Below are 21,824 nucleotides of genomic sequence, written 5' to 3'. Positions count from 1 at the left end.
GAAACCAAGTACCCCAGGAGGGTATGCCCGTGACTACCGCGACCAAGGTTGCGATCAAGCCGCTCGAGGACCGGATCCTGGTCCAGGCGAATGAGGCTGAGACCACCACGGCGTCGGGCATCGTGATCCCCGACACCGCCAAGGAGAAGCCGCAGGAGGGCACCGTCCTCGCTGTCGGCCCCGGCCGCGTCGACGACTCCGGCAACCGGATCCCGGTTGACGTAAAGGTCGGCGACACGGTCATCTACTCGAAGTACGGCGGCACCGAGGTCAAGTACGCCGGCGAGGAGTACCTGGTGCTCTCCGCCCGCGACGTCCTCGCGGTCATCGAGAAGTAACCGACCTAGTTTCTCGTGTCGTAGCCCCGGACCGGCTCGCCGGGCCGGGGCTACGACACCTTGAAGGGACATTCATGGCGAAGATCCTGAGCTTCTCGGACGACGCCCGGCACCTGCTGGAGCACGGTGTCAACGCCCTCGCGGACACGGTCAAGGTCACCCTCGGCCCGCGCGGACGCAACGTCGTCCTGGACAAAAAATTCGGTGCGCCGACGATCACCAACGATGGCGTGACCATCGCGAAGGAGATCGAGCTCACCAACCCGTACGAGAACCTTGGCGCGCAGTTGGTCAAGGAGGTGGCGACGAAGACCAACGACATCGCCGGCGACGGGACCACCACCGCCACCGTGCTGGCCCAGGCGTTGGTCAAGGAGGGCCTGCGCAACGTGGCGGCCGGGGCCAGCCCGATCGGCCTCAAGCGGGGCATCGACGCGGCGGCCGCCAAGATCTCCGAGGCGCTGCTGGAAAAGGCCGTCGAGGTGGGCGGCAAGGAGTCGGTGGCGCACGTGGCCACGATCTCGGCGCAGGACGTCACCATCGGCAGCATGATCGCCGAGGCGATGGAGAAGGTCGGACGGGACGGTGTCATCACCGTCGAGGAGGGCTCCACGCTGGCCACCGAGCTGGAGGTCACCGAGGGTCTCCAGTTCGACAAGGGGTTCGTCTCGCCGAACTTCGTCACTGACGCCGAGCGTCAGGAGGCAGTGCTCGACGACCCGTACATCCTGATCACCACGCAGAAGATCTCGGCGATCGAGGAGCTGCTGCCGCTGCTGGAGAAGGTTCTCTCCGACAGCAAGCCGCTGCTGATCGTCGCGGAGGACGTGGAGGGCCAGGCGCTGGCCACCCTCGTGGTGAACGCGCTGCGCAAGACCATCAAGGTGTGCGCGGTGAAGGCGCCGGGCTTCGGCGACCGCCGCAAGGCGATGCTGCAGGACATGGCGGTCCTCACCGGCGCGGAGCTGGTCGCTCCCGAGCTTGGATACAAGCTCGACCAGGTCGGCCTGGAGGTGCTCGGCAGCGCCCGGCGGGTGGTGGTGGACAAGGAGAACACCACGATCATCGACGGTAAGGGCCGGGACACCGAGGTGACCGACCGGATCTCCCAGATCCGCAAGGAGATCGAGGCCTCGGACTCCGAGTGGGACCGGGAGAAGCTGAGCGAGCGACTGGCGAAGCTCTCCGGTGGCATCGCGGTCATCAAGGCTGGCGCCGCCACCGAGGTCGAGATGAAGGAGCGCAAGCACCGCATCGAGGACGCCATCTCGGCGACCAAGGCCGCGGTCGAGGAGGGCACGGTGCCCGGCGGTGGCGCCGCGCTCGTGCAGGTCGCTTCGGCGCTCGACGACGACCTGGGGCTCACCGGTGACGAGAAGGTGGGTGTCTCGATCGTCCGCAAGGCGCTTGTCGAGCCGCTGCGCTGGATCGCCCAGAACGCCGGGCAGGACGGCTACGTCGTGGTGCAGAAGGTTGCCGCCAGCAAGTGGGGCCACGGACTCGACGCCGCGAAGGGCGAGTACGTGGACCTGGCCGGCGCCGGCATCCTGGACCCGGTGAAGGTGACCCGGAACGCGGTCCTCAACGCCGCCTCCATCGCCGGGCTGCTGCTCACCACCGAGAGCCTGGTCGTCGAGAAGCCCGCGGAGCCGGAGCCGGCAGCCGCGGGTGGTCACGGTCACGGCCACGGTCACAGCCACCAGCACGGCCCGGGCTTCTGACCCGGTAGAACGCCGTCCGGGGCGTACCGCCCGTCGAGCTTCCGCTCGGCGACGCGGTACGCCCCGGACGCGTTTCCGCTCCTCCTCGCCCGGTCCCGTGGCGCTTGCTCCGGTCCCGTTGCGCTCGCCCCGGTCCCCTTCGCGTCGATCATGAGGTTGGCGTGCCCGCGTCGGCGTGTCGCGCCGGCAACCTCATGTTCGACCGGGTGGGGGTCGGCGAGGGCGGGGCGGGGGTTACCGATTGGTGACGTGGCTGTCCGATCGGCTCGGCGCGCGGAACACTGGGCGGATGACGATGGGACGGCGCGCCTCCGGGGCGCTGGCCGGGGTGGCCGCCGCGGCGGTCGCGATGGCCACGGCGGAACTGGTCGCGGTCCTCACCGGGGCCCGGTCGGCGCCCCTGGTCGCCGTCGGCGCCGTGGTGGTGGACACCGTTCCCGAGCCGGTCAAGCAGTTCGGCATCGACGTGTTCGGCGTACACGACAAGACGGCCCTGCTGATCGGTACCGCGATCCTGCTCGGCGGCCTCGCCGCGCTGATCGGAATGCGCGCGGTGCGGACCCTACCCGTTGGGTACGCCGGGATCGGGCTGCTCACCCTGCTCGGCGCCGCCGCGGCGGTCACCCGGCCCGGTGCCGGCCCCGCCGCCGTGTTGCCGTCGCTGGTCGGCGGAGTCCTCGGGGCGGGGACGCTGTGGCTGCTCGTGGCCGGTCCGCTGGAGGCGCCGGGGCCGATGCCGGCTGGTTCGGTGGCGCCGGCTGGTTCGGTGGCGCCGGGTGGTTCGGTGGCGCCGGGCGCTTCCGTGACCCCCGGCGGATTCGCGGCGGCGCGGGGCGGACCTGGGCCAGAGGCTCCGGGAGAGCACGAGATGGCGGAATGGCGTTCGGAGCGGCGCCGGTTTCTCGCCGGGACGACGGCCGCCCTCGGCGGCGCGGTGGTGGTAGGTCTCGGCGGCCGGTGGCTGGCCGCCCGGCGCAGCGTCACCGCGGCGCGGGCGGCGGTGACGCTGCCCGCGCCGGTGAGCCCGGCGCCGCCGGTGCCCCCGGGGGCTGACCTGCGGCTGGCCCAGCTCGCGCCGTTCACCACGCCGAACTTCGCCTTCTACCGGATCGACACGGCGCTGACCGTCCCCCAGGTCGACCCGGCCGACTGGCGGTTGCGGATCCATGGCCGGGTACGCACGCCGATTACCCTGAGCTACGCCGACCTGCTTGCCCGACCGATGATCGAGCGGGACATCACCCTCGCCTGCGTCTCCAACGAGGTGGGTGGCGAACTTATCGGCAATGCCCGGTGGCTCGGGGTGCGCCTGGCCGACCTGCTCGACGAGGCCGGCCCGCTTGTCGGAGCCGACCAGGTGGTCGGCAGGTCGGTGGACGGCTGGACCTGCGGTACGCCCACCGCTGAGCTGCGCGACGGGCGGGACGCCCTGCTGGCGGTGGGGATGAACGGCGAGCCGCTGCCGATCGAGCACGGCTTCCCGGCCCGCATGGTGGTGCCGGGACTCTACGGCTACGTGTCCGCCTGCAAGTGGATCACCGAGCTGGAACTGACCAGCTTCGCGGACTTCGATGCGTACTGGGTCCCGCGGGGCTGGTCGGCGCGCGGCCCGATCAAGACCCAGTCGCGGATCGACACGCCGCGGCCGCGCAACCGGCTGACCGCCGGGAGGGTGCCGGTGGCCGGGGTGGCCTGGGCGCAGCACCGGGGCATCGAGCGGGTTGAGGTACGCGTCGACGGCGGCGAGTGGCAACAGGCGACGCTCGCGCCGACGGTCTCCACCGACACCTGGGTGCAGTGGTCCTGGCAGTGGCCGGCGAGCCCGGGGGAACACGTGCTCCAGGTCCGGGCCACCGACGCGACGGGGGAGACGCAGACGGAGCGGGAGTCCCCGGTCGCCCCGGACGGTGCGACCGGCTGGCACACCGTCACCGTGACGGTGCGTTAGGCCGTCCTCGGCGACCTGGATCCTGATTATTGCCCGCCTGCTTCATCCAGCAGTCACCGAGGGAAGGGATTTGGTCAGGATCTCAAGGGCCCGAAGCGTGCAGGCACGTAGGGATCCCTCTCCACGGAGCCACGCGTTGTTGGCGGCCTCCAGCGCCGCCGCGACACAGCGGGTCTCGATCTCCCGTTCGAGTCGTGGGCGGTCGTCGTGGGCGTCCGTCGCCCGGAGGATCTCGTCGATGAAAGACCGTGCCTTCTCCTGGACGGCGGCCTGAAGGGACGGATGGCCGGCGATCAGCCGTAGCCGGACGCGCGCTGTCTCCTCGATGGCGTCGATCGCATCGTCGGGCAGCTCCCGCGCGAGGCTCGTCGCCGCCGCACTGAGGGTCTTGCCGGATTGGACGGCCGTGAGGAGTGCGGCCATCGCTCGTTGCTCGTCGGGCTGCCAGCAGACCAGGTTTTCCTTGGTGGTGAACCGGCGGTACAGAGTGGCGACTGACACGGCGGTCGCCGCCGCGACATCTTCCATCGTGACGGCGTCGTAGCCCCGCTCTTCGAACAGTCGGACCGCGATCGTGGATACGTCCCGCTTGACGCGAATCCGCTCCCGTTCCCGGGCGGCTGCAAGCGGACTCGGGTTCGCCTCTCTGATAGTGTCTGTCATGTTTGAATCTTACTATCAGGGGGCCGAGAGTTGCGTTGGGTCTGGATGTTGACATCGGTGGTGGGGCTGGCTTTGGTCGCCCTGGGGGCCCTGTGGTTCCTCCAAGGCTCGGACCTGCTGCACATCGATCCGATCGCGTGCACGGGCAACTGCGAACCAATCGTGGGACACCAGCCGGCGTGGCAGATAGCCGGGGCCGTCTCGGCGCTGACCGGCGCGCTCGTCACAACCCTCGCCGTACGGAAGCGCCGTGTCGGTAACGATTCCCGAGGGGGAAGCGATTGAGACCGGCCGGACCTCCGACACGGCCGGACACGCACAGCGGGTCGTGACGGCGATGTCACGACCCGCTGCGGTCTGAGAGAGGGGTGCTGCGCGGCTCAGGCGGCGGGCGCCTGGCGCTGCGCGGGCATCGTGGACTTGTGCGGCCGGCCCAGGCGTGCCTCCAGTCGGGCGATGTCGACCCGGCTGCGCCGGCGATCGGCCAGGTCCTCCCAGCCCACCGCGAGCAGCCGGAGCCGCTCGGACTCGCTGAAACCGCCCCAGACGCCGTACGGCTCACGGACCGCGAGCGCGTGCGCGGCGCACTCCGCGCGCACCGGGCATGCCCCGCAGACCGCCTTGGCACCGAGTTCCCGGCGGTTGCGGGAGGATCCGCGTTCCCCGTCGGGATGGAAGAACTGGGCGCTGTCCCGGCCGCGGCAGGCACCGAGCCGCTGCCACTCCCAGAGGTCGACGATGGGTCCGGGCAGTCTGCGTACGTTCGACATCAGCACCCTCCTCCCGCGCGGCACCGCGTGGTCAACCGTGACGGTTCGGATCCGGGCGGCGGGCCGCGCAGGCGCTCCGTTTCCGACCTGTCTAGGGCGTTACCCCCCGCGTGTTGGCCTCACACGTACCTGATCGAAAAGTGGTGAGATCAAGGTGCGACACGCTGTCGACAGTGATAGGGGCGCCCGGAAGAATCACCGATAATCGGACAGGACCGGCGATCCGGATCGGCTGAACGGGTAGATCCGGGCGGAAAGTTCGCTGGAGTTCAGCCGGAAACTCGTCATGATCACTGCCTGTCGTGTTCTCCTTCCAGAGGAAGGAGGCCGCCGTGCGTACCGTGCTCGTATGTGTCCGGACCCCGCTTGCGGCGCAGCACGTCGCGTCCGCCGCGGCCCGGCTGGGACTGGCCGCGGCGGTGCGCACCGCCGTGTCGGATCCGGAGGTGATGCTCCGGCTCGCCGAACGTCCCGCCGACGTCGTCCTCGCCGACACAGCGCTGACCCGGCCGGACAGTGTGGGCTTCATCCGCCGGGTGCTCACCCGCTCGCCCGGGGCGGCGGTGGTGCTGTTCGGCGCGGAAGAACCCGGCGTGGCGGCCGCTGCCGTGGCAGCCGGTGCCCGGGGCCTGATCTCATCCGTCGATCACGACCTGGTCGGTGCGGTTGCCCGGGCGATGCTGTTGCTGAGCGCGCCCGGCCGGGCTGCCCGGGCGCCTGGGCCGGGCCGCGGTGGCAACGGCACCATGGCGGGTCTGAGCCGGTCGGTCGCTCGACCGGCCGGGCCGGATGCCGCGGGACCGGGCACGTCCGCGAACCCCGGGGCGACGCCGGGAGCCGCGCCCCGGGCGAACGCCGGGGCGGTGCCGGGGACCGCGGCGCAGGCGAACGGTGGCACGGCGCCCCGCGACGGTGTGGCGGGTCCGGTCGATCCGGCTGCCGCGGCCCGGCTTCCGGCGCAGCGGGCCGAGGACCTGGCATCCGGCCGAGGGACGGAGCCGGACGGGCCGGGGGTGCGGACCAACTCCACGCCGGATGCCCGGTACGCCGGCGACCGGCGGAGCGCAACCAACGCCAGCCGGGGATCCGGTGGCCGGCGGGTGGCGCTCACCGAGCGCGAGATGCAGGTGCTGATCGGGATGGCGGACGGCAAGAGCAACGCCGAGATCGGGCGGGAGCTGTTTGTCTCCGAGGACACCGTCAAGACACACGCCCGGCGGCTGTTCCGCAAGCTCGGCGCCCGCGACCGGGCACACGCCGTCGCCGCCGGCTTCCGCGCTGGTCTGGTGGCCTGACCCCAGCCCGTCTCGCCCGGCCGTTGAGCCCGGCATCCCGCGTCACCGCGAGCCGGGCGTCACCCCGAGCGCCGCGACCGTCCCGGTCAGTCGTCCTTGCCGTCGTCGGCGTCGCTGAGCGTGTCGTGCACGCCGTCCGCGTAGCCGCGGGCGTACTCCCAGGTCACGTAGTGGTCCGGGTCGGGATCATAGGCCGGCTCGTGCACCCTCGGCCGGCCCGAGTTGAGCAGGTGTCGCAGGTTGCCCCGGAGCAGGTCCCAGTCGAAGTAGTGCGGCTCCCGGCAGTCCTCGCACTCGATGACCAGTCCACGTACCCCGGTCGGGGCAAGTAATGCCTGGTAAACCTCAAGGTCGGCGAGATCCTCCAGCACGTCCTGCCGCTCGACCTCGGTCAGCGGATCGAGCGCGTCGTCCTCGACCGGGTCGTCCAGGCCCGCGCTGGGGTCGGCCGGGTCGCCGTTGAACGGGTCGATGGGCTCGTCGTGCACCCCTCCACCGTAGTCGCATCGGCGGGCACCGCGCTCACCCCGCTCGGCGAGGTCAGCGCCGGGCCTGACGAGGTCGACTGGGGGGCGTGGGTACGATGAACCATCGTGTGCCGCCGCGCCGGTGGGCCGATGCCGCGCCCCGGGCGCAACAGCATCGTCGCCACGCCCCTGGTGTGCTGGCAGCCGGCTGTCGACCACTCAGGGGACAACTCGTGGACAACGCACCGAAGGGCGACGACTTCGACCAGCTCGGCGGGCATCTGCCGGAGCTACCCGCCGGCTCCGCCCGGGTGGTCCCGCTGGGCCTGACCTTCGATGATGTGCTGCTGCAGCCCGGTGAATCGGACGTGGTGCCCAGCCGGGTCAACACGGTCACCCGGGTCAGCCGCAACGTCGAACTCACCATTCCGCTCGTCTCCAGCCCGATGGACACCGTGACGGAGGCCCGGATGGCCATCGCCATGGCCCGCCAGGGTGGCATCGGCGTGCTGCACCGCAACCTGTCGGTGGAGGACCAGGCGCTCCAGGTGGACCTGGTGAAGCGTTCCGAGTCGGGCATGATCACCAACCCGGTCACCGCGAGCCCCGACGACACGTTGCGCCAGGTGGACGAGCTGTGCGGGAAGTACCGCATCTCCGGCGTGCCGGTGGTCGACGGCGCCGGCCAGCTCGTCGGCATCGTGACCAATCGCGACATGCGGTTCGTCTCCGACGGCAATACCCCGGTACGCGAGATCATGAGCCGGATGCCGCTGGTCACCGCCTCGGTGGGGGTCAGCAAGGACGAGGCGCTGGCCCTGCTGCGCCAGCACAAGGTGGAGAAGCTGCCGATCGTCGACGACTCGGGCCGGTTGCGTGGGTTGATCACGGTAAAGGACTTCACGAAGAGCGAGCAGTACCCGCTCGCCACCAAGGACGACGCCGGGCGGTTGCGGGTGGCCGCCGCGGTCGGGGTCGGGGACGAGTCGTACAAGCGGGCCCGCGCCCTTGTCGACGCGGGCGTCGACGTGCTGATCGTGGATACCGCGCACGGTCACCAGCGAGCCGTGCTCGACATGGTGCGCCAACTCAAGAAGGACACCACGATCGACATCGTGGGCGGCAACGTGGCCACACACGCGGGCGCGAAGGCGCTTGTCGACGCCGGTGCCGACGGCGTGAAGGTCGGCGTCGGGCCGGGCGCCATCTGCACCACCCGGGTCGTCGCCGGGGTCGGCGTACCGCAGATCACCGCCATCATGGAGGCGGCCCGCGCCTGCCGACCGGCGGGCGTGCCGGTCATCGGCGACGGCGGCATCCAGTATTCGGGTGACATCGCCAAGGCACTTGTCGCCGGGGCCGACACGGTGATGCTCGGCAGCCTCTTCGCCGGCTGCGAGGAGAGCCCCGGCGAGCTGCTGTTCATCAACGGCAAGCAGTTCAAGTCGTACCGGGGGATGGGCTCGCTCGGCGCCATGCAGTCCCGGGGGCAGGTCAAGTCGTACTCCAAGGACCGGTATTTCCAGCAGGACGTGCTCAACGAGGAGAAGCTGGTCCCGGAGGGCGTCGAGGGACAGGTGCCGTACCGGGGGCCGCTGGCCCGGGTCGCCCACCAGCTGGTCGGCGGGTTGCGCCTGGCCATGGGGTATTCGGGCGCGGAGACGGTGACCGAGCTGCACGAGCGTGGGCAGCTCATCCGGATCACCGCGGCCGGGCTGAAGGAGAGCCACCCGCACGACATCCAGATGACCGTCGAGGCTCCCAACTACCACACCCGCTGACCCACCATCGCCCCTGCTACCTTCGGAGTTCCTCATGCGTGACGTGGTCGAGATCGGGCTGGGCAAGACCGCGCAGCGCGGTTACCACCTGGACGACATCGCGATCGTGCCGAGCCGCCGCACCCGGGACGTCGACGACGTCTCCACCGCCTGGCAGCTCGACGCGTACGAGTTCGGCATTCCCTGCCTCGGTCACCCGTCCGACGCCACGATGAGCCCCTCCTCGGCCGCCAGCCTCAGCCGACTCGGCGGGCTCGGCGTGCTGAACGTCGAAGGACTGTGGACCCGGTACGAGGACCCCACCAAGATCTTCGAGGAGCTCGCCGGGCTCGGCGAGGACGCCCCGGCGACCCGGCGGTTGCAGGAGATCTACGCGGAGCCGATCCGGCCGGAGCTGATCGCCGAGCGGGTACGCGAGTTGCGGGGCGGCGGCGGCACGGTGGCCGTGCGGGTGTCGCCCCAGCACACGCTGGCGCTGGCTCCGGTGATCCTGGACGCCGGCGTGGACATCCTGGTCATCCAGGGCACGCTCGTCTCCGCCGAGCATGTTTCCACCACCGACGAGCCGCTCAATCTCAAGGAGTTCATCGCCGACCTCGATCTGCCGGTCGTGGCGGGTGGCTGCACCGACTACAAGACCGCGCTGCACCTGATGCGGACCGGCGCGGCCGGCGTGATCGTCGGGGTGGGCGGGGACGAATGGTCCACCACGGAGTCGGTGCTCGGGATCCGGGTGCCGATGGCCACCGCCATCGCCGACGCGGCTGCCGCCCGCCGGGACTACCTGGACGAGACCGGCGGCCGGTACGTGCACCTGATCGCCGACGGTGACCTGCGCACCTCGGGCGACATCGCGAAGGCGCTCGGCTGCGGCGCCGACGCGGTGATGCTCGGCGAGCCGCTGTCCCGGTGCGCGGAGGCGCCGGCGGGCGGGGCGTGGTGGCACTCGGCGGCCAGCCACCCATCGCTGCCGCGGGGGGCCTTCGGTGTCGCCCACGAGCCGCTCGGTTCGATGGAGAAGCTGCTGTATGGTCCGGCCGACCAGCCGGACGGCCAACTCAACCTGTTCGGCGGTCTGCGTCGGGCCATGGCCAAGTGCGGCTACCGGGACCTCAAGGAGTTCCAGCGGGTCGGCATGGTGCTGGACCGCTGACCGGGCTCCGGCACACGGGGGGATGAGAGATGGGTGCGTCAAGGCGTGCGGTCGGCCTGCTGCTGGCCGTGGCGCTCGGGGTGACCGGGTGCACGTCGGACGAGTCGCCGGGGCCGTCGTCGTCGACACCGGCGGCCGAGCCGAGCCGCGACTTTGTGACGGGAGCGGCGGGAGCCGGTGACGACTACTTCCCGTCCTACGGCAACGGCGGGTACGAGGTGGTGCGGTACGACCTCAAGGTCAAATACGATCCGGCGACCGACGAACTCACCGGCACCGCCGGGATCGAGGCCAACGCCACCGAGAACCTGGCCCGGTTCAACCTGGACCTGGCAGGGCTGACCGTGCGCTCGGTGACGGTGAACGGCGCCGCGGCCAAGCACGCCCGCGAGGGCAACGAACTGGTGGTCACGCCGGCCGCGGGGTTGGTCGCCGGCGAGGGCTTCACCGCCGAGATCGGGTACGGCGGCAAACCGGCCCCGCTGGAGAACGAGACGCTCGGCTCGGGTGGTTTCCTGCACACCTCGGACGGGGGGATCGCGCTCGGCCAGCCGGAGTCCGCGAGCACCTGGTTCCCGGTGAACGACCACCCGTCCGACAAGGCGCAGTACCGGTACGAGATCACCGTTCCGGACGGTCTGGTGGCGGTGAGCAACGGCAAACCCGCCGGAAAGCGCGCCGAGGCCGGCTGGACCACCTGGTCCTGGGACGAGCCGGTGCCGATGGCCAGCTATCTGAGCACCGTGGTGATCGGCAAGTACCGGGTGACCACCGGCGAGCACAAGGGCCGCCCGGTGTTCAGCGCGATCAGCGCCGACCTGCCCAAGGGGGGTCCGAGCGATCGGTCCATCGCCGCCACCACAAAGGTCGCCGACTACCTGGAGACGGTCTTCGGGCCGTACCCGGCCTCCGCGTACGGCGGTGTGGTGATCACCGACGACCGGATCCGGTACGCGTTGGAGACGCAGAGCCGCCCGGTCTATTCGGTGGCCTTCTTCCGGCAGGGCGAGAACCCTGACGTGGTGGCGCACGAACTGGCCCACCAGTGGTTCGGCAACAGTGTCGCGTTGCGACGGTGGCAGGACATCTGGTTGAACGAGGGGCTGGCGACGTACGCCGAGTGGCTGTGGGCGGAGCACGACGGCCGGTCCACCGCGGCGCGGGAGTTCAGCAACGCGTACGACCGGTCCCGGGACGCGATATGGACCGTGCCGCCGGGCAAGCCGGGCTCGGAACGCCTGTTCAGCGGCTCCGTTTACCAACGTGGCGGGATGACCGTGCACGCGTTGCGGGTGGCGATCGGGGACGACGCGTTCTTCCGGTTCCTCAAGGCGTGGACCGCGGCGAAGCGGGACGGTTACGCGACCACCGACGAGTTCATCGCCGAGGCGGAGCGGATCTCCGGCAAGCAGTTGGACAAGCTCTTCGACGCCTGGTTGTACGGCACCACGAAGCCGCCCGCCCCGAAGCCGCTTTGACCCCAGCGGTCACGGCAGCCGCAAGCCCGGCCTCGGGACGGGCAGTGTGGCCACAAATTTGTGATACTTTCCCACCATAGCGACCCATAAGGGGCCCCGCGACGCCCTGGGCGGCGCCCGCCACGATCAGCGTCGGACCGGCACCGACCAGGCCGATGACCGCCCCGCCGGCGAGCAACCCGGTCGAGACGGCGCCGTCGTGCACCGGCCCCGCTGTCAGTCCTTGACGACCAGCTCCGGGTGGGCGGTCAGGAAGGCGTCCGCCCGGCCGGCGCGCAGCTCGGCGAGGAACTGGACACCGATCGCGTCGAGGGCCTCACCGCGATAGCCCGCGCCGCGGCCGACGCCGTGGCCGGGCAGGCTGACCAGGGTGATGGCGGCGGGTGGCAGGCGGCTCAACGCGTACCCGAAATCGATGATCCGGCGGCCGCCGGTGACCGGGATGAGCGCGTCGCCGAGGGACCTGACCACGGCCTCCAGTCGCTCGGCGTCGCGGGCCAGCCCCTGATCCAGCATCTTCGCCACCAGCGCCTTGATGAGCTGCTGCTGATGCCGTTGCCGGGAGTAGTCGCCGCCGGTGATGTAGCGCTGGCGGGCGTAGTCGAGGGCCTGCCACCCCACCAGGTGCCGGGGGCCGGGCTGATAGACCATCTGCGGACCGACGTAGTCGCCACCGACCAGCTTCCGGTGGCTGCCGTCCGGCCGCCGGTGCTTGGAGACGACCCGCTGGTCGATGGTGAGGTCCACGCCGCCGACGGCGTCCACCAGTTTCGTCAGGCCGCCGAAGGTGAGCACCGCGCCGGCGTCGAAGCGTTTGATGCCGGTGTATCGGAGCACCGTCTGTTCCAGCAGCCGGAAGCCCTGGGCGGGATCCGGCGAGTCGCGGCGGCCGGGCACCCGGCTCCCGTAGCTCATGGCATGGGTCAGCTTGGTGCGCTGCCCCGGAAACCGGGCCGGTGCGAACGCCGGGATGTCCACCACCAGGTCGCGGGGGAGTGAGTACAGGTACGCGCGGTCGAGGCCGCGGGCGACGTGGAGCACCAGCACCGCGTCGGCGTGTGGCTCCCAGCCGGGCACGCTGATCCGGGTGTCCACGCCGACCAGCAGGAGGGTGAGGGGTCCGGTGATGTCGGCGCCGGGCTCGGGCGTGGGACTGGGCGATGTGGACGGTGCTGCCGAGGGGGTGCCGCCCGCGGCCGGATCGCCGGTCGGGGTGTTCCCGCCGGTGTGACGTGACCGGAGTACGCCGACGGTGCCCACGCCGAGCAGGAGGAGGGCGGCGAGGCCGACGCCGAGCCGGATCAGCCGTCGCCGTCCCGGCCCGCCGCGTGGGGTGTCCGGCACGACCTGTCCTTCCTGACCCGCGCCGACGGGCGGGTCGCGCCGAGGGGTGAACCACACCGGGCGGTGGCGGCGCCGATGGGTTGCTCGCACCGGTAGAGACGCATCGGCGGGCGTCGAGGGTTGCCCGGGGCGGCAGCGTATCTGATGATCTTTCATGGACCGTGGCGTCAGAGCTACCGGTCGGTAATGATGGGCCATGCGGTACGACGTGGTGGTGATCGGCTCCGGGTTCGGCGGCAGCGTGAGCGCCCTCCGGTTGGCCGAGAAGGGCTACACGGTCGGGGTCCTGGAGGCGGGTCGACGGTTCGCCGACGACGAGTTCCCCGAGACCTCCTGGCGCGCCCGTCGGTTCCTCTGGGCTCCGGTGCTCGGCTGGTACGGCATCCAGCGGATGACCCTGTTGCGCGCCGCCGGGCGGCGGGCTGGCAGCGCGGCGAAGGTGCTGGTGCTCTCCGGCGCCGGGGTGGGTGGCGGTTCGCTTGTCTACGCCAACACGCTCTACGAGCCGTTGGACGCGTTCTACGCAGACCCCCAGTGGCGCGACATCACCGACTGGCGCAGCGAGTTGGCCCCGCACTTCGACCAGGCGAAACGGATGCTCGGTGTCACCACGTACCCGATGACCACAAGCGCGGATCGGGCGATGCGCGCGGTGGCCGACCGGATGGGAGTCGGTGGCACGTTCCACCCGACCCCGGTCGGGGTGCACCTCGGCCGGCCGGGAGAGGTGGTCCCGGACCCCTACTTCGGCGGCGCGGGACCGGACCGCACCGGCTGTCTGCACTGCGGTGCCTGCATGACAGGTTGCCGGCACGGCGCGAAGAACACCCTGGTGAAGAACTACCTGTGGCTGGCCGAGCGGCTCGGTGCCACGGTACATCCGCTGACCACGGTCACCGCGGTGCGCCCGGCCGCCGACGGCGCCGGCTACCGGGTGGAGACGGTACGCACCGGTGGCCTGCTCCGCCGCCGCCGGCGGACCTTCCACGCCGAACAGGTCGTCTTCGCCGCAGGTGCGCTCGGCACCCAGCGGCTGCTGCACCGGATGCGCGCGACCGGCGTGCTGCCCCGGTTGTCCGGCACCCTCGGGACGTTGACCAGGACCAACTCGGAGTCCATCCTCGGTGCCTCGGTCTCCCGGTCGGCGGCCCGGGCCCGCGATCTCGACTTCACCGACGGGGTGGCGATCACCAGCAGCTTCCACCCGGATCCGCAGACCCACATCGAGCCCGTCCGGTACGGCCGCGGTGCCAACCTCATGGGTCTGTTGCAGTCGACACTTGTCGACGGCGGACCCCACCGGCTGCGTCGCTGGTTGATCGGGCTGTTCCGGCAGCCAGGTCACGCACTGCGGATGATCTCGGTGCGTGACTGGTCCCGGCGTACGGTGATCGCTCTCGTCATGCAGTCGGCGGACAACTCGTTGACCACGTCCTTCCGGCGCGGCTGGCTGGGCCGTCGCCGGCTGGTCGCCAGCCAGGGGCACGGGGCACCCAACCCGACGTGGATCCCGGCCGGCAACCGAGCGGCCCGGCTGCTCGCCGATGAGATCGGTGGGGTGCCCGGGGGGTCGGTCACCGAGCCGTTCAACGTGCCGGTGACGGCGCACATCCTGGGTGGGGCGGTGATCGGCACGTCGCCGGCCGACGGGGTGGTCGACGCGTACCACCGGGTCTTCGGACACCCCGGGCTGCACGTGGTGGACGGGGCGGCGGTGAGCGCGAACCTCGGGGTCAACCCCTCGCTGACGATCACCGCCCAGGCCGAGCGGGCGATGGCGTTCTGGCCCAACCGGGGGGAGCCGGATCCTCGCCCGCCGCTCGACGAGGCGTACCAACGGATCGCGCCGGTCCCGCCCAGCCGGCCGGCCGTGCCGGCGGACGCCCCGGGCGCTCTCCGCTGACCGGCCGAGCCGTCACGGAGCCGGATCAGCCAGCGGTGACGCCCACCGATCCATCCAGGCCACCAGCGCGGCATGCGGGACGGTGAGAGCCGCCAGCACGGCGACGGTGGCCGGTAACGGATCGGCGGGACTGCCCGGCAAACCGGCAAGTGCCGCCAGGACGGCGACCACGGCCAGGCTGGGCAGCGCCGCCCGTCGGGCGAAGCGGCGTGCCGGCGGCCCGAGGCGACCGGCGGCCAGGTCCGCGCGGCTGGCGGGGTCGTTGTGCAACAGCCGAGCGACGTGCCGCGCCGAGTGCCAGGTGGCGAAGTAGGTGCCGAGGGCCAGCGCGGGTGGCGCGGCGGCGAACAGCAGCCCCAGCAGGATCGGCTCCCCCGCCTCGGTCCGCCGGCCCGCCCGGAACTCCCGCAGGGCGGTCAGCGCGACCGCTGCCAGTACGCAGGCCCCGGCGAGCGACCGAACTTCGGCGGTGAGCAGCGCGGGAACGCCGGGTGCGATCCTCGCGAGCAACGGGTCGACGGCGCCGGGCCACAGGGCCAGCGGGAAGACCACCGGCGGTCCGCCCCGGGCGAGCACCCCGACGGCGGAGTATCGGATGGGCCGCCCGGCCCGCTCGGCGTGGAACGCCTCGTCGGCGGCGCCGAAGTGGGCGATGGACAGCGCGAGGAACGCGAGCAACGCCGAGGTCGGCGCGGCGCGGAACGCCGCCAGGGACAGCGCGGCGACCATGGCGTACCCGAGCGGCACCGCCAGGCGGACGGACAGCGGGCGGGCCCGGGTGGCCAGCCAGGCGGGCACGAGGTGGTCGACCGCCCCGTGTGGCAGGCCGAGGAGCAGCCCGGCGAGGAGGTACGCCGTCGACGCGGCCTGGTCGTACCGGGGCAGGGCGGGGGTCGACGCGAGCAGCGCGAGCGCGGCCAGCAGGGACGCGGTGCCGGTCCTGACGAGCACCAGGGTGGTGTGGACGGGACGCGGTGCGCCGTACCGGTCCGGCTGGGCGGGCCGCGTCGGGTGAGCCGAGCTGGCTCCGGCGCCGGGGGTGCTGGGTTCGGTGCGGGCGGCGTCGTCAGCGGCCGGGGCGGTCACGGGGAACCTCCGAGCGGGAGTTCGCCCCGCGCGCCCAGCTCGCGGAGGCGGGCGAGGTCGAGGGCACCCCAACCCACCTTGGAGGCGATGGACAGCAGGACGAACAGGGCGGTGTCGGCGGTGCCGCCGAGCATCCCGACTCCGGAGGGCCCGAGCAGCCAGATCACCGGATAGCCGAGCCACAGCCCACCGAGCAGCAGCGCCGCCTCGCGGTAGGCCCGGTAGAGCCGGTGAGGTTGGCGCCGGGCCACGGCACGGAGCGGGCCGTAGATCAGGGCGAGGATGGCGAGCAGGCCCAGGGCGCCCAGGCCGAAGAACAGGTACTGCGGCCATGGGTCGGTGGCGAGATCGCCGAGCAGGCCGCTGAGGATCATGGCCAGGTTCGCCCCGACCAGCGCCACCAGCAGCCGGGGGTGGCGATGGGGCAGCGCGTGCGTCGCGGTGAGGGCCAGCGCCGTCAGCAGCAGCGAGGCGCTCACCGACCAGTCGACGTAGCGCGCCCAGTAGACCGGATGGCCGTCGCCGTCGACCTGGCCGCCACCGAGGGCCATCACCGCGTACCACAGGCCGGACCAGACCGGGACGGCGATCGCCACCCGGTACTCGACCGCGGGGACCCCTTTCGGGCTGGCCGACCAGCGCAGGAAGAGGAGCGCCCCGGCCGCCATGGCGGAGACGTAGCCCCACAGCCACGCGCCGGTCATCTCAGCTCCTCGCCGATTCCGAACTGCGGACGCCGGTCACCGCCGGCCGGAGATGGGTGATCGTGGCCGTCCCCAGAGCCGCCCCACATAGGGTAAACGGGCGAAGCATTGCATTTGCCATAAAAGGTGCGCCACACGGAGGCAATTGTGAATTTCGAGAACACCTTCTCGTACAACGTGGACCAGTACACCCTGGTCTCTCACGTCCTCAGCCTGGGTTTCGCCGTGATGGCGGCCGGGCTGGTCTACTTCCTGGCCACCCGCGGCTCCATCGCCCCGCGGTACCGGTTCTCGTCGGTGCTGTCCGCCGTCGTGATGATCTCCGCGTTCTTCGAACTCTTCCTGCTCTACCAGCGGTGGGTGACCGCCTTCCGCTGGGACGGCAGCGCCTTCGTCCAGTCCGGCACGCTGTTCTCGAACGGATACCGGTACGTCAACTGGTCGATTGACGTACCGGTGCTGCTGATCCAACTGCTTGTCGTCATGGGGGTCACTGGTCGCCGGTTCCACCGGGCCTGGGTGACGTTCGTGGTCGGCGGTCTGGCCATGGTCTACACCGGGTACGCCGGACAGTTCTACGAGGTCGAGCGGAACGCCCCGTTCTGGGTGTGGGGCCTGGTCAGTACGGCATTCTTCGTGCTGCTGCTCGCCCTGGTGGCCAAGGTGATCTTCGGCAACCTGGGCCGGCTGCCCGAGTCGGCGCGCGGGACGGCCCGGATGGTCTGGTGGCTGGTGCTGGTCTCCTGGATGCTTTATCCCGGGGCGTATCTGATGCCGGCCATGTGGGACACGGCCGACGGCGTGGTGGCCCGGCAGATCACCTACACGGTGGCCGACATCGTCTCGAAGGTGGTGTACGGCGTACTGCTCGGGATCATCGCTCGTCGGGTGAGTGTCGCCGAGGGGTACGGACCCGCTCTCGACGACGAGGTTTCGCTGCCCCGGGGCGGCATCACGGACGCGGTCGGCGGCACGGACGCAGTCGGCGTCACGGACCGTCGCGGCGGACGCGGCCCGACCGGTGGCGGTCGGTAGGATCCCCGACCATGAGCACGCCTCGTCCGGTCCTGGTGGTGGACTTCGGAGCCCAGTACGCCCAGTTGATCGCCCGCCGGGTGCGGGAGGCGCGGGTCTATTCGGAGATCGTGCCGCACACCATGCCGGTCGCCGAGATGCTGGCCCGGGACCCGGCGGCGATCATCCTGTCCGGCGGCCCGGCCAGCGTGTACGCCCCGGATGCGCCGCGGATCGACGCGGGGGTCCTCCACGCCGGGGTGCCCGTCTTCGGAATCTGCTACGGGTTCCAGGCGATGGCCCAGGCCCTCGGTGGCACCGTGTCCCACACCGGCAACCGCGAGTACGGCGGCACCCAGCTACGGACCCGCCCGGAGGCGGGTGCGCTGCTCCGCGACCTGCCCGCCGAGTTGCCGGTGTGGATGAGCCACGGGGACTGCGTCACGGAGGCGCCGGCCGGGTTCACGGTGACCGCCGAGTCGGCCGGCGCGCCGGTCGCCGCCTTCGAGGACCTCGTCGGTCGCCGGGCGGGGGTGCAGTTCCATCCCGAGGTGGGCCACACCGCGCACGGCCAGGAGATGCTGCGCCGCTTCCTGTACGACGTGGCGGGCGTCGAGCCCACCTGGACCGCGCGGAACATCATCGACGAGCAGGTGGCCCGGATCCGCGAGCAGGTGGGGGACAAGGAGGTCATCTGCGGCCTGAGCGGCGGCGTGGACTCGGCGGTCGCCGCGGCGCTGGTACACGAGGCGGTGGGGGACCAGCTCACCTGTGTGTTCGTCGACCACGGCCTGCTGCGGGCCGGCGAGGCGGAGCAGGTGGAGAAGGACTACGTGGCGGCCACGGGGATCAAGCTGAAGGTGGTCGATGCCGCCGACCGGTTCCTGGACGCCCTGACCGGGGTCAGCGACCCCGAACTCAAGCGCAAGATCATCGGTCGGGAGTTCATCCGGGTGTTCGAGGCGGCGGCCCGGGAGATCGCCGCGCACGGGGACGTCGAGTTCCTGGTGCAGGGCACGCTCTATCCGGACGTGGTGGAGTCCGGTGGCGGGACCGGCACCGCGAACATCAAGTCGCATCACAACGTCGGCGGCCTTCCGGAGGACCTGAAGTTCTCCCTGGTCGAGCCGCTGCGCACGCTGTTCAAGGACGAGGTGCGGACGATCGGACTGAGCCTCGGTCTGCCGGAGGCGATGATCTGGCGGCATCCGTTCCCCGGACCTGGCTTGGCGATCCGGATCATCGGCGCCGTCGACCGGGACCGGCTGGCGGTGCTGCGCGCCGCGGACCTGATCGCCCGCGAGGAGCTGACGGCGGCCGGACTGGACCGGGACGTCTGGCAGTTCCCCGTGGTGCTGCTCGCCGACGTGCGCAGCGTGGGGGTGCAGGGCGACGGCCGCACCTACGGTCACCCGGTGGTGCTGCGGCCGGTGTCCAGTGAGGACGCCATGACGGCGGACTGGTCCCGCCTGCCGTACGACGTCCTCGCGCGTATCTCGACCCGGATCACCAACGAGGTGGCCGAGGTCAACCGGGTGGTTCTGGACGTGACGAGCAAGCCGCCGGGCACCATCGAGTGGGAGTGACCGTTCTCAGGCGGCGTGCGGTGGCGTGTCGGCCGGCGGGTCCGGTCGAGCGCCGGTAGCTGACGGCGGCCTGCCGGGTTCGGCGCCCGTCCGGTGCGGCCAGCCCGGCGCGGCGCCCGTCCGGTGCGGCCAGGCGGGCGCGTCCGCCGGCTCCTCGGGCATCAGGAACCACATGATCGGGTACGCGAGCAGGGCGACGCCCGCGGTGAGCAGGCCGGCCACGGCGAAGATCACCCGGATCAGGGTGGGATCGACGTCGAAGTAGCGGCCCACCCCACTGGCCACACCGGCGATCATGCGGTCGGTGGTTGGGCGGCGGAGTTGGCGGTACGGGGGCTGCGGGGGAGGCATCTGCGTCATGCTCTCCACGGTCCGCGCGGCATGGGTCCACCGCCTCGGTGAGGGCCCGGATCAATACCCTGATCCCTCCCCTGAGGGCGATGCTGATGTCAGGAATCCGACTCACATCGTGGCCGACCGGCCCCGGACGGGGAGAATTCAGACTCGTGACCATCGCGCTGGAGCCGCTTCGCAAGATCGCGGCATACGCCCTCTGCCGCCACCCACAGGGCCGCGTCCTGCTGGTCCGCGCCTCCCCCCGGTCCGGCACCCCGGGGGTCTGGTCGCTGCCGGGCGGCGCTGTCGACCACGGTGAGGACCCGCATCACACGGTGGTCCGGGAAACCGCCGCCGAGACAGGGCTGTCGGTCACCGTCGCGGGTCTCTCCGACGTGCTGGCCGACATGCGAGCCATGCCGCACCGGGGGATCACCATCCACACCGATCGCTTGCTGTACCAGGTCTCGGTGCGGGGCGGTAGCCTCTGCGACCGGATCGGGCGCCCTACCGACCTCGCCCGGTGGGTCAGCCTGGCCGACGCTCGGTCGCTGCCATTGCGCCCGTTCACCGCCCGGGCGCTGGGCCTGCCGGCCGCCCCGATCGACCTCTGCCCGGACGAGACGCCGGACTTCCCCTCGTTCTACGCCGTCCCGGGTCCGGATGGCCTGCACCGGGCGCAGCGCTTCGCCGCGTACGCGGTGGCGACCGATCCGGCCGGGCGGGTGCTGCTCACCCGGATCGCCCCGGGCTACCCGGGGGCAGGTCGATGGCATCTGCCCGGCGGTGGCACTGATTACGGTGAGCAACCCGGTCCGGCGTTGATCCGGGAACTGGTTGAGGAGACGGGTCAGCGGGGGCGGCTGGTGGAGTTACTCGGCGTGGCCAGTCACCGGGACGCCGCCTCGCTGGGGCCGGAGGGATACCCGATCGACTGGCACGGGGTCCGGGCGTTCTACCGGGTGGCGATCGACCGGCCGACGCCGTTGTCGGTCGTCGATGTCGGCGGATCCACCTGCGACGCGCGCTGGTTCGGCCCGGCGGAACTCGCCGCCCTGCCGGTCGACGAGCTGACCGAGGTGACGCTGGAGGCCGTCCGGGCCGCCCACCTCCGCTGACACCCCCGCACTGCCTTCACTCCCGTTGACCCGCACTGCCTTCACTCCCGTTGATCAAGAGTTTCGCGTCAGATTCTCGCGGATACCTGACGCGAAACTCTTGATCAATTTGGCAAAGGGCCCCTGTCCCGCATGCCGGAGTGCGGGAGGTTAGCCTCATGATCAGGGGGCGGAGCGGTGGAACGGCGGCGACGGATCGGGGCGTACGGGTTGTGCCGCGTTGGGGGGCGGGTGCTGCTGGTCCGGGCGGCGGCCGACGCGGACTTTCCCGGTGTATGGCAGATCCCCGGCGGTGGTCTGGCGCACGGTGAGCATCCCGCCGCCGCGCTGGTCCGCGAGTTCGCCGAGGAAACCGGGCTCGCCGTGCGCCCGTTGCGACCCCGGACGGCCATCGCCGAGGTCCGGCGCGTCGCCGACCTCGGCGTGGAGTGGCACATGGACCGCATCGTGTACGACGTCGAGGTGGCCGGGGGGATGCTGGCAGTCGAGCGGACCGGCACCACGGATCTGGCTTCCTGGCTCACCGAGGACGAGCTGGCCGGGCTGCCGCTGATGCCGTTCACCGCGGAGCTGCTGGGTCGTCCGGTGGGGCCGTTGCCGGATCCCGCGATCGACCGGCCGCCCCGACCGCTGGCACCGGCGCCGCCTCGGCGGGGGCAGCGGTTCGGGGCGTACGGGCTGGTGACGGACCCGGCGGACCGGGTGTTGCTGACCCAGATCGCCGACGGCTATCCCGGGGCGGGCCGGTGGCACCTGCCGGGTGGCGGTACTGACCACGGCGAGCAACCGGTTCCGGCGTTGCTGCGCGAGCTGGTGGAGGAGACCGGACAGCTCGGCAGGGTGATGGAGTTGCTTGAGGTGGACCACACGCACAACCCGGCGGCCGTGGGGCCGGAGGGGTATCCGGTCGACTGGCACGCCGTGCGCGTGGTCTATCGGGTGGCCGTCGATTCGCCGACCGAGGCGCGGGTGATCGAGGCGGCCGGTGGCTCGACCGCGCGGGCGGCGTGGGTGTCGCGGCCAGAGGTGGGGACGCTGCCGCTGACCGGCGTGGCTGCCCGGACAATCCGCCTATATACCACATAAGGCGCTTGAACGCTTACCGCTTTGGATGGAACC

General features: G+C 71.4%; 19 protein-coding genes. 12 read left to right on the top strand and 7 right to left on the bottom strand.

What is annotated here, in order from left to right; all coding sequences use genetic code 11:
- The first annotated feature begins 23 nt into the window (after nt 1–23).
- The 3 genes from groES to ACFQUZ_RS00845 all read left to right on the top strand — a co-directional run bounded on the left by groES (nt 24) and on the right by ACFQUZ_RS00845 (nt 4,007).
- On the top strand, nt 24–338 hold the full coding sequence (gene groES, locus ACFQUZ_RS00855; protein WP_377437469.1) for a co-chaperone GroES: 315 nt from the start codon (nt 24–26) through the stop codon (nt 336–338).
- 74 nt (nt 339–412) lie between these two features.
- Nucleotides 413–2,059 (top strand): chaperonin GroEL, encoded by a 1,647-nt coding sequence (gene groL, locus ACFQUZ_RS00850; RefSeq protein WP_377436764.1) that lies wholly within the window; start codon nt 413–415, stop codon nt 2,057–2,059.
- A 289-nt stretch (nt 2,060–2,348) separates the two neighbouring features.
- Nucleotides 2,349–4,007, top strand: a complete 1,659-nt coding sequence (locus ACFQUZ_RS00845) for a sulfite oxidase (protein WP_377436763.1) — start codon at nt 2,349–2,351, stop codon at nt 4,005–4,007.
- A 42-nt stretch (nt 4,008–4,049) separates the two neighbouring features.
- Here the strand turns inward: ACFQUZ_RS00845 and ACFQUZ_RS00840 are convergent, their stop codons facing one another.
- Together ACFQUZ_RS00840 and ACFQUZ_RS00835 are read right to left on the bottom strand one after the other, a co-directional pair.
- Nucleotides 4,050–4,670 carry a TetR family transcriptional regulator gene (locus tag ACFQUZ_RS00840; protein WP_377436762.1) on the bottom strand — a complete coding sequence of 207 codons (621 nt, stop codon included), beginning with the start codon at nt 4,668–4,670 and terminating at the stop codon, nt 4,050–4,052.
- A gap of 380 nt (nt 4,671–5,050) precedes the next feature.
- On the bottom strand, nt 5,051–5,440 hold the full coding sequence (locus ACFQUZ_RS00835; RefSeq protein ID WP_377436760.1) for a WhiB family transcriptional regulator: 390 nt from the start codon (nt 5,438–5,440) through the stop codon (nt 5,051–5,053).
- 332 nt (nt 5,441–5,772) lie between these two features.
- Here ACFQUZ_RS00835 and ACFQUZ_RS00830 point away from each other — a divergent pair, with 332 nt between their 5' ends.
- Nucleotides 5,773–6,735: a LuxR C-terminal-related transcriptional regulator gene (locus tag ACFQUZ_RS00830; RefSeq protein ID WP_377436758.1), complete on the top strand. Its 963-nt coding sequence runs from the start codon at nt 5,773–5,775 to the stop codon at nt 6,733–6,735.
- Nucleotides 6,736–6,821: 86 nt separating this feature from the next.
- Here ACFQUZ_RS00830 and ACFQUZ_RS00825 read toward each other — a convergent pair whose 3' ends face one another.
- Complete coding sequence (locus ACFQUZ_RS00825; RefSeq protein WP_377436756.1) at nt 6,822–7,223, bottom strand: DUF5319 domain-containing protein; 402 nt, start codon at nt 7,221–7,223, stop codon at nt 6,822–6,824.
- 260 nt (nt 7,224–7,483) lie between these two features.
- Between ACFQUZ_RS00825 and guaB the strand changes: the two genes are divergently transcribed.
- Genes guaB through ACFQUZ_RS00810 form a run of 3 tightly spaced genes read left to right on the top strand, consistent with a single transcriptional unit; the run spans nt 7,484 to nt 11,614 of the window.
- The gene (guaB, locus tag ACFQUZ_RS00820; RefSeq protein ID WP_377437468.1) at nt 7,484–8,983 is read left to right on the top strand and encodes an IMP dehydrogenase; all 1,500 of its coding nucleotides are present in this window, start codon (nt 7,484–7,486) and stop codon (nt 8,981–8,983) included.
- 34 nt (nt 8,984–9,017) lie between these two features.
- The gene (locus ACFQUZ_RS00815; protein WP_377436754.1) at nt 9,018–10,136 is read left to right on the top strand and encodes a GuaB3 family IMP dehydrogenase-related protein; all 1,119 of its coding nucleotides are present in this window, start codon (nt 9,018–9,020) and stop codon (nt 10,134–10,136) included.
- A 29-nt stretch (nt 10,137–10,165) separates the two neighbouring features.
- Nucleotides 10,166–11,614, top strand: coding sequence for a M1 family metallopeptidase (locus tag ACFQUZ_RS00810; RefSeq protein WP_377436752.1), 1,449 nt, complete (start codon nt 10,166–10,168; stop codon nt 11,612–11,614).
- A gap of 216 nt (nt 11,615–11,830) precedes the next feature.
- Here the strand turns inward: ACFQUZ_RS00810 and ACFQUZ_RS00805 are convergent, their stop codons facing one another.
- On the bottom strand, nt 11,831–12,958 hold the full coding sequence (locus ACFQUZ_RS00805; protein WP_377436750.1) for an LCP family protein: 1,128 nt from the start codon (nt 12,956–12,958) through the stop codon (nt 11,831–11,833).
- Nucleotides 12,959–13,154: 196 nt separating this feature from the next.
- On the opposite strand from ACFQUZ_RS00805, the gene ACFQUZ_RS00800 reads away from it, so the two are divergent.
- Nucleotides 13,155–14,861, top strand: coding sequence for an FAD-dependent oxidoreductase (locus ACFQUZ_RS00800; protein WP_377436749.1), 1,707 nt, complete (start codon nt 13,155–13,157; stop codon nt 14,859–14,861).
- Between the two features lie 12 nt (nt 14,862–14,873).
- On the opposite strand, the gene ACFQUZ_RS00795 is transcribed toward ACFQUZ_RS00800, so the two are convergent.
- Both ACFQUZ_RS00795 and ACFQUZ_RS00790 read right to left on the bottom strand, forming a co-directional pair.
- On the bottom strand, nt 14,874–15,947 hold the full coding sequence (locus ACFQUZ_RS00795) for a Brp/Blh family beta-carotene 15,15'-dioxygenase (RefSeq protein WP_377436747.1): 1,074 nt from the start codon (nt 15,945–15,947) through the stop codon (nt 14,874–14,876).
- Nucleotides 15,944–16,651 (bottom strand): bacteriorhodopsin, encoded by a 708-nt coding sequence (locus tag ACFQUZ_RS00790; protein ID WP_377436746.1) that lies wholly within the window; start codon nt 16,649–16,651, stop codon nt 15,944–15,946. The genes ACFQUZ_RS00795 and ACFQUZ_RS00790 overlap by 4 nt, the downstream gene beginning before the upstream one ends.
- A 147-nt stretch (nt 16,652–16,798) precedes the next feature.
- On the opposite strand from ACFQUZ_RS00790, the gene ACFQUZ_RS00785 reads away from it, so the two are divergent.
- Both ACFQUZ_RS00785 and guaA read left to right on the top strand, forming a co-directional pair.
- Entirely contained in the window at nt 16,799–17,686 is an 888-nt protein-coding gene (locus ACFQUZ_RS00785; protein WP_377436745.1) for a bacteriorhodopsin, read from the top strand.
- A gap of 11 nt (nt 17,687–17,697) precedes the next feature.
- Nucleotides 17,698–19,251, top strand: a complete 1,554-nt coding sequence (gene guaA, locus ACFQUZ_RS00780) for a glutamine-hydrolyzing GMP synthase (RefSeq protein WP_377436743.1) — start codon at nt 17,698–17,700, stop codon at nt 19,249–19,251.
- A 6-nt stretch (nt 19,252–19,257) separates the two neighbouring features.
- Here guaA and ACFQUZ_RS00775 read toward each other — a convergent pair whose 3' ends face one another.
- Nucleotides 19,258–19,611, bottom strand: a complete 354-nt coding sequence (locus ACFQUZ_RS00775; RefSeq protein WP_377436741.1) for a PspC domain-containing protein — start codon at nt 19,609–19,611, stop codon at nt 19,258–19,260.
- Between the two features lie 146 nt (nt 19,612–19,757).
- On the opposite strand from ACFQUZ_RS00775, the gene ACFQUZ_RS00770 reads away from it, so the two are divergent.
- A complete protein-coding gene (locus ACFQUZ_RS00770; protein WP_377436740.1) occupies nt 19,758–20,705 on the top strand; it encodes an NUDIX domain-containing protein in 948 nt (315 codons plus the stop codon).
- Between the two features lie 177 nt (nt 20,706–20,882).
- Nucleotides 20,883–21,791, top strand: coding sequence for an NUDIX domain-containing protein (locus ACFQUZ_RS00765; protein WP_377436738.1), 909 nt, complete (start codon nt 20,883–20,885; stop codon nt 21,789–21,791).
- Nucleotides 21,792–21,824: the final 33 nt, after the last annotated feature.

Source organism: Plantactinospora sp. GCM10030261 (assembly GCF_042666615.1).
Lineage (GTDB): Bacteria > Actinomycetota > Actinomycetes > Mycobacteriales > Micromonosporaceae > KBS50.
The sequence above is the reverse complement of the archived record's forward strand: the minus strand, read 5'-3'. Positions and strand labels throughout refer to the sequence as shown.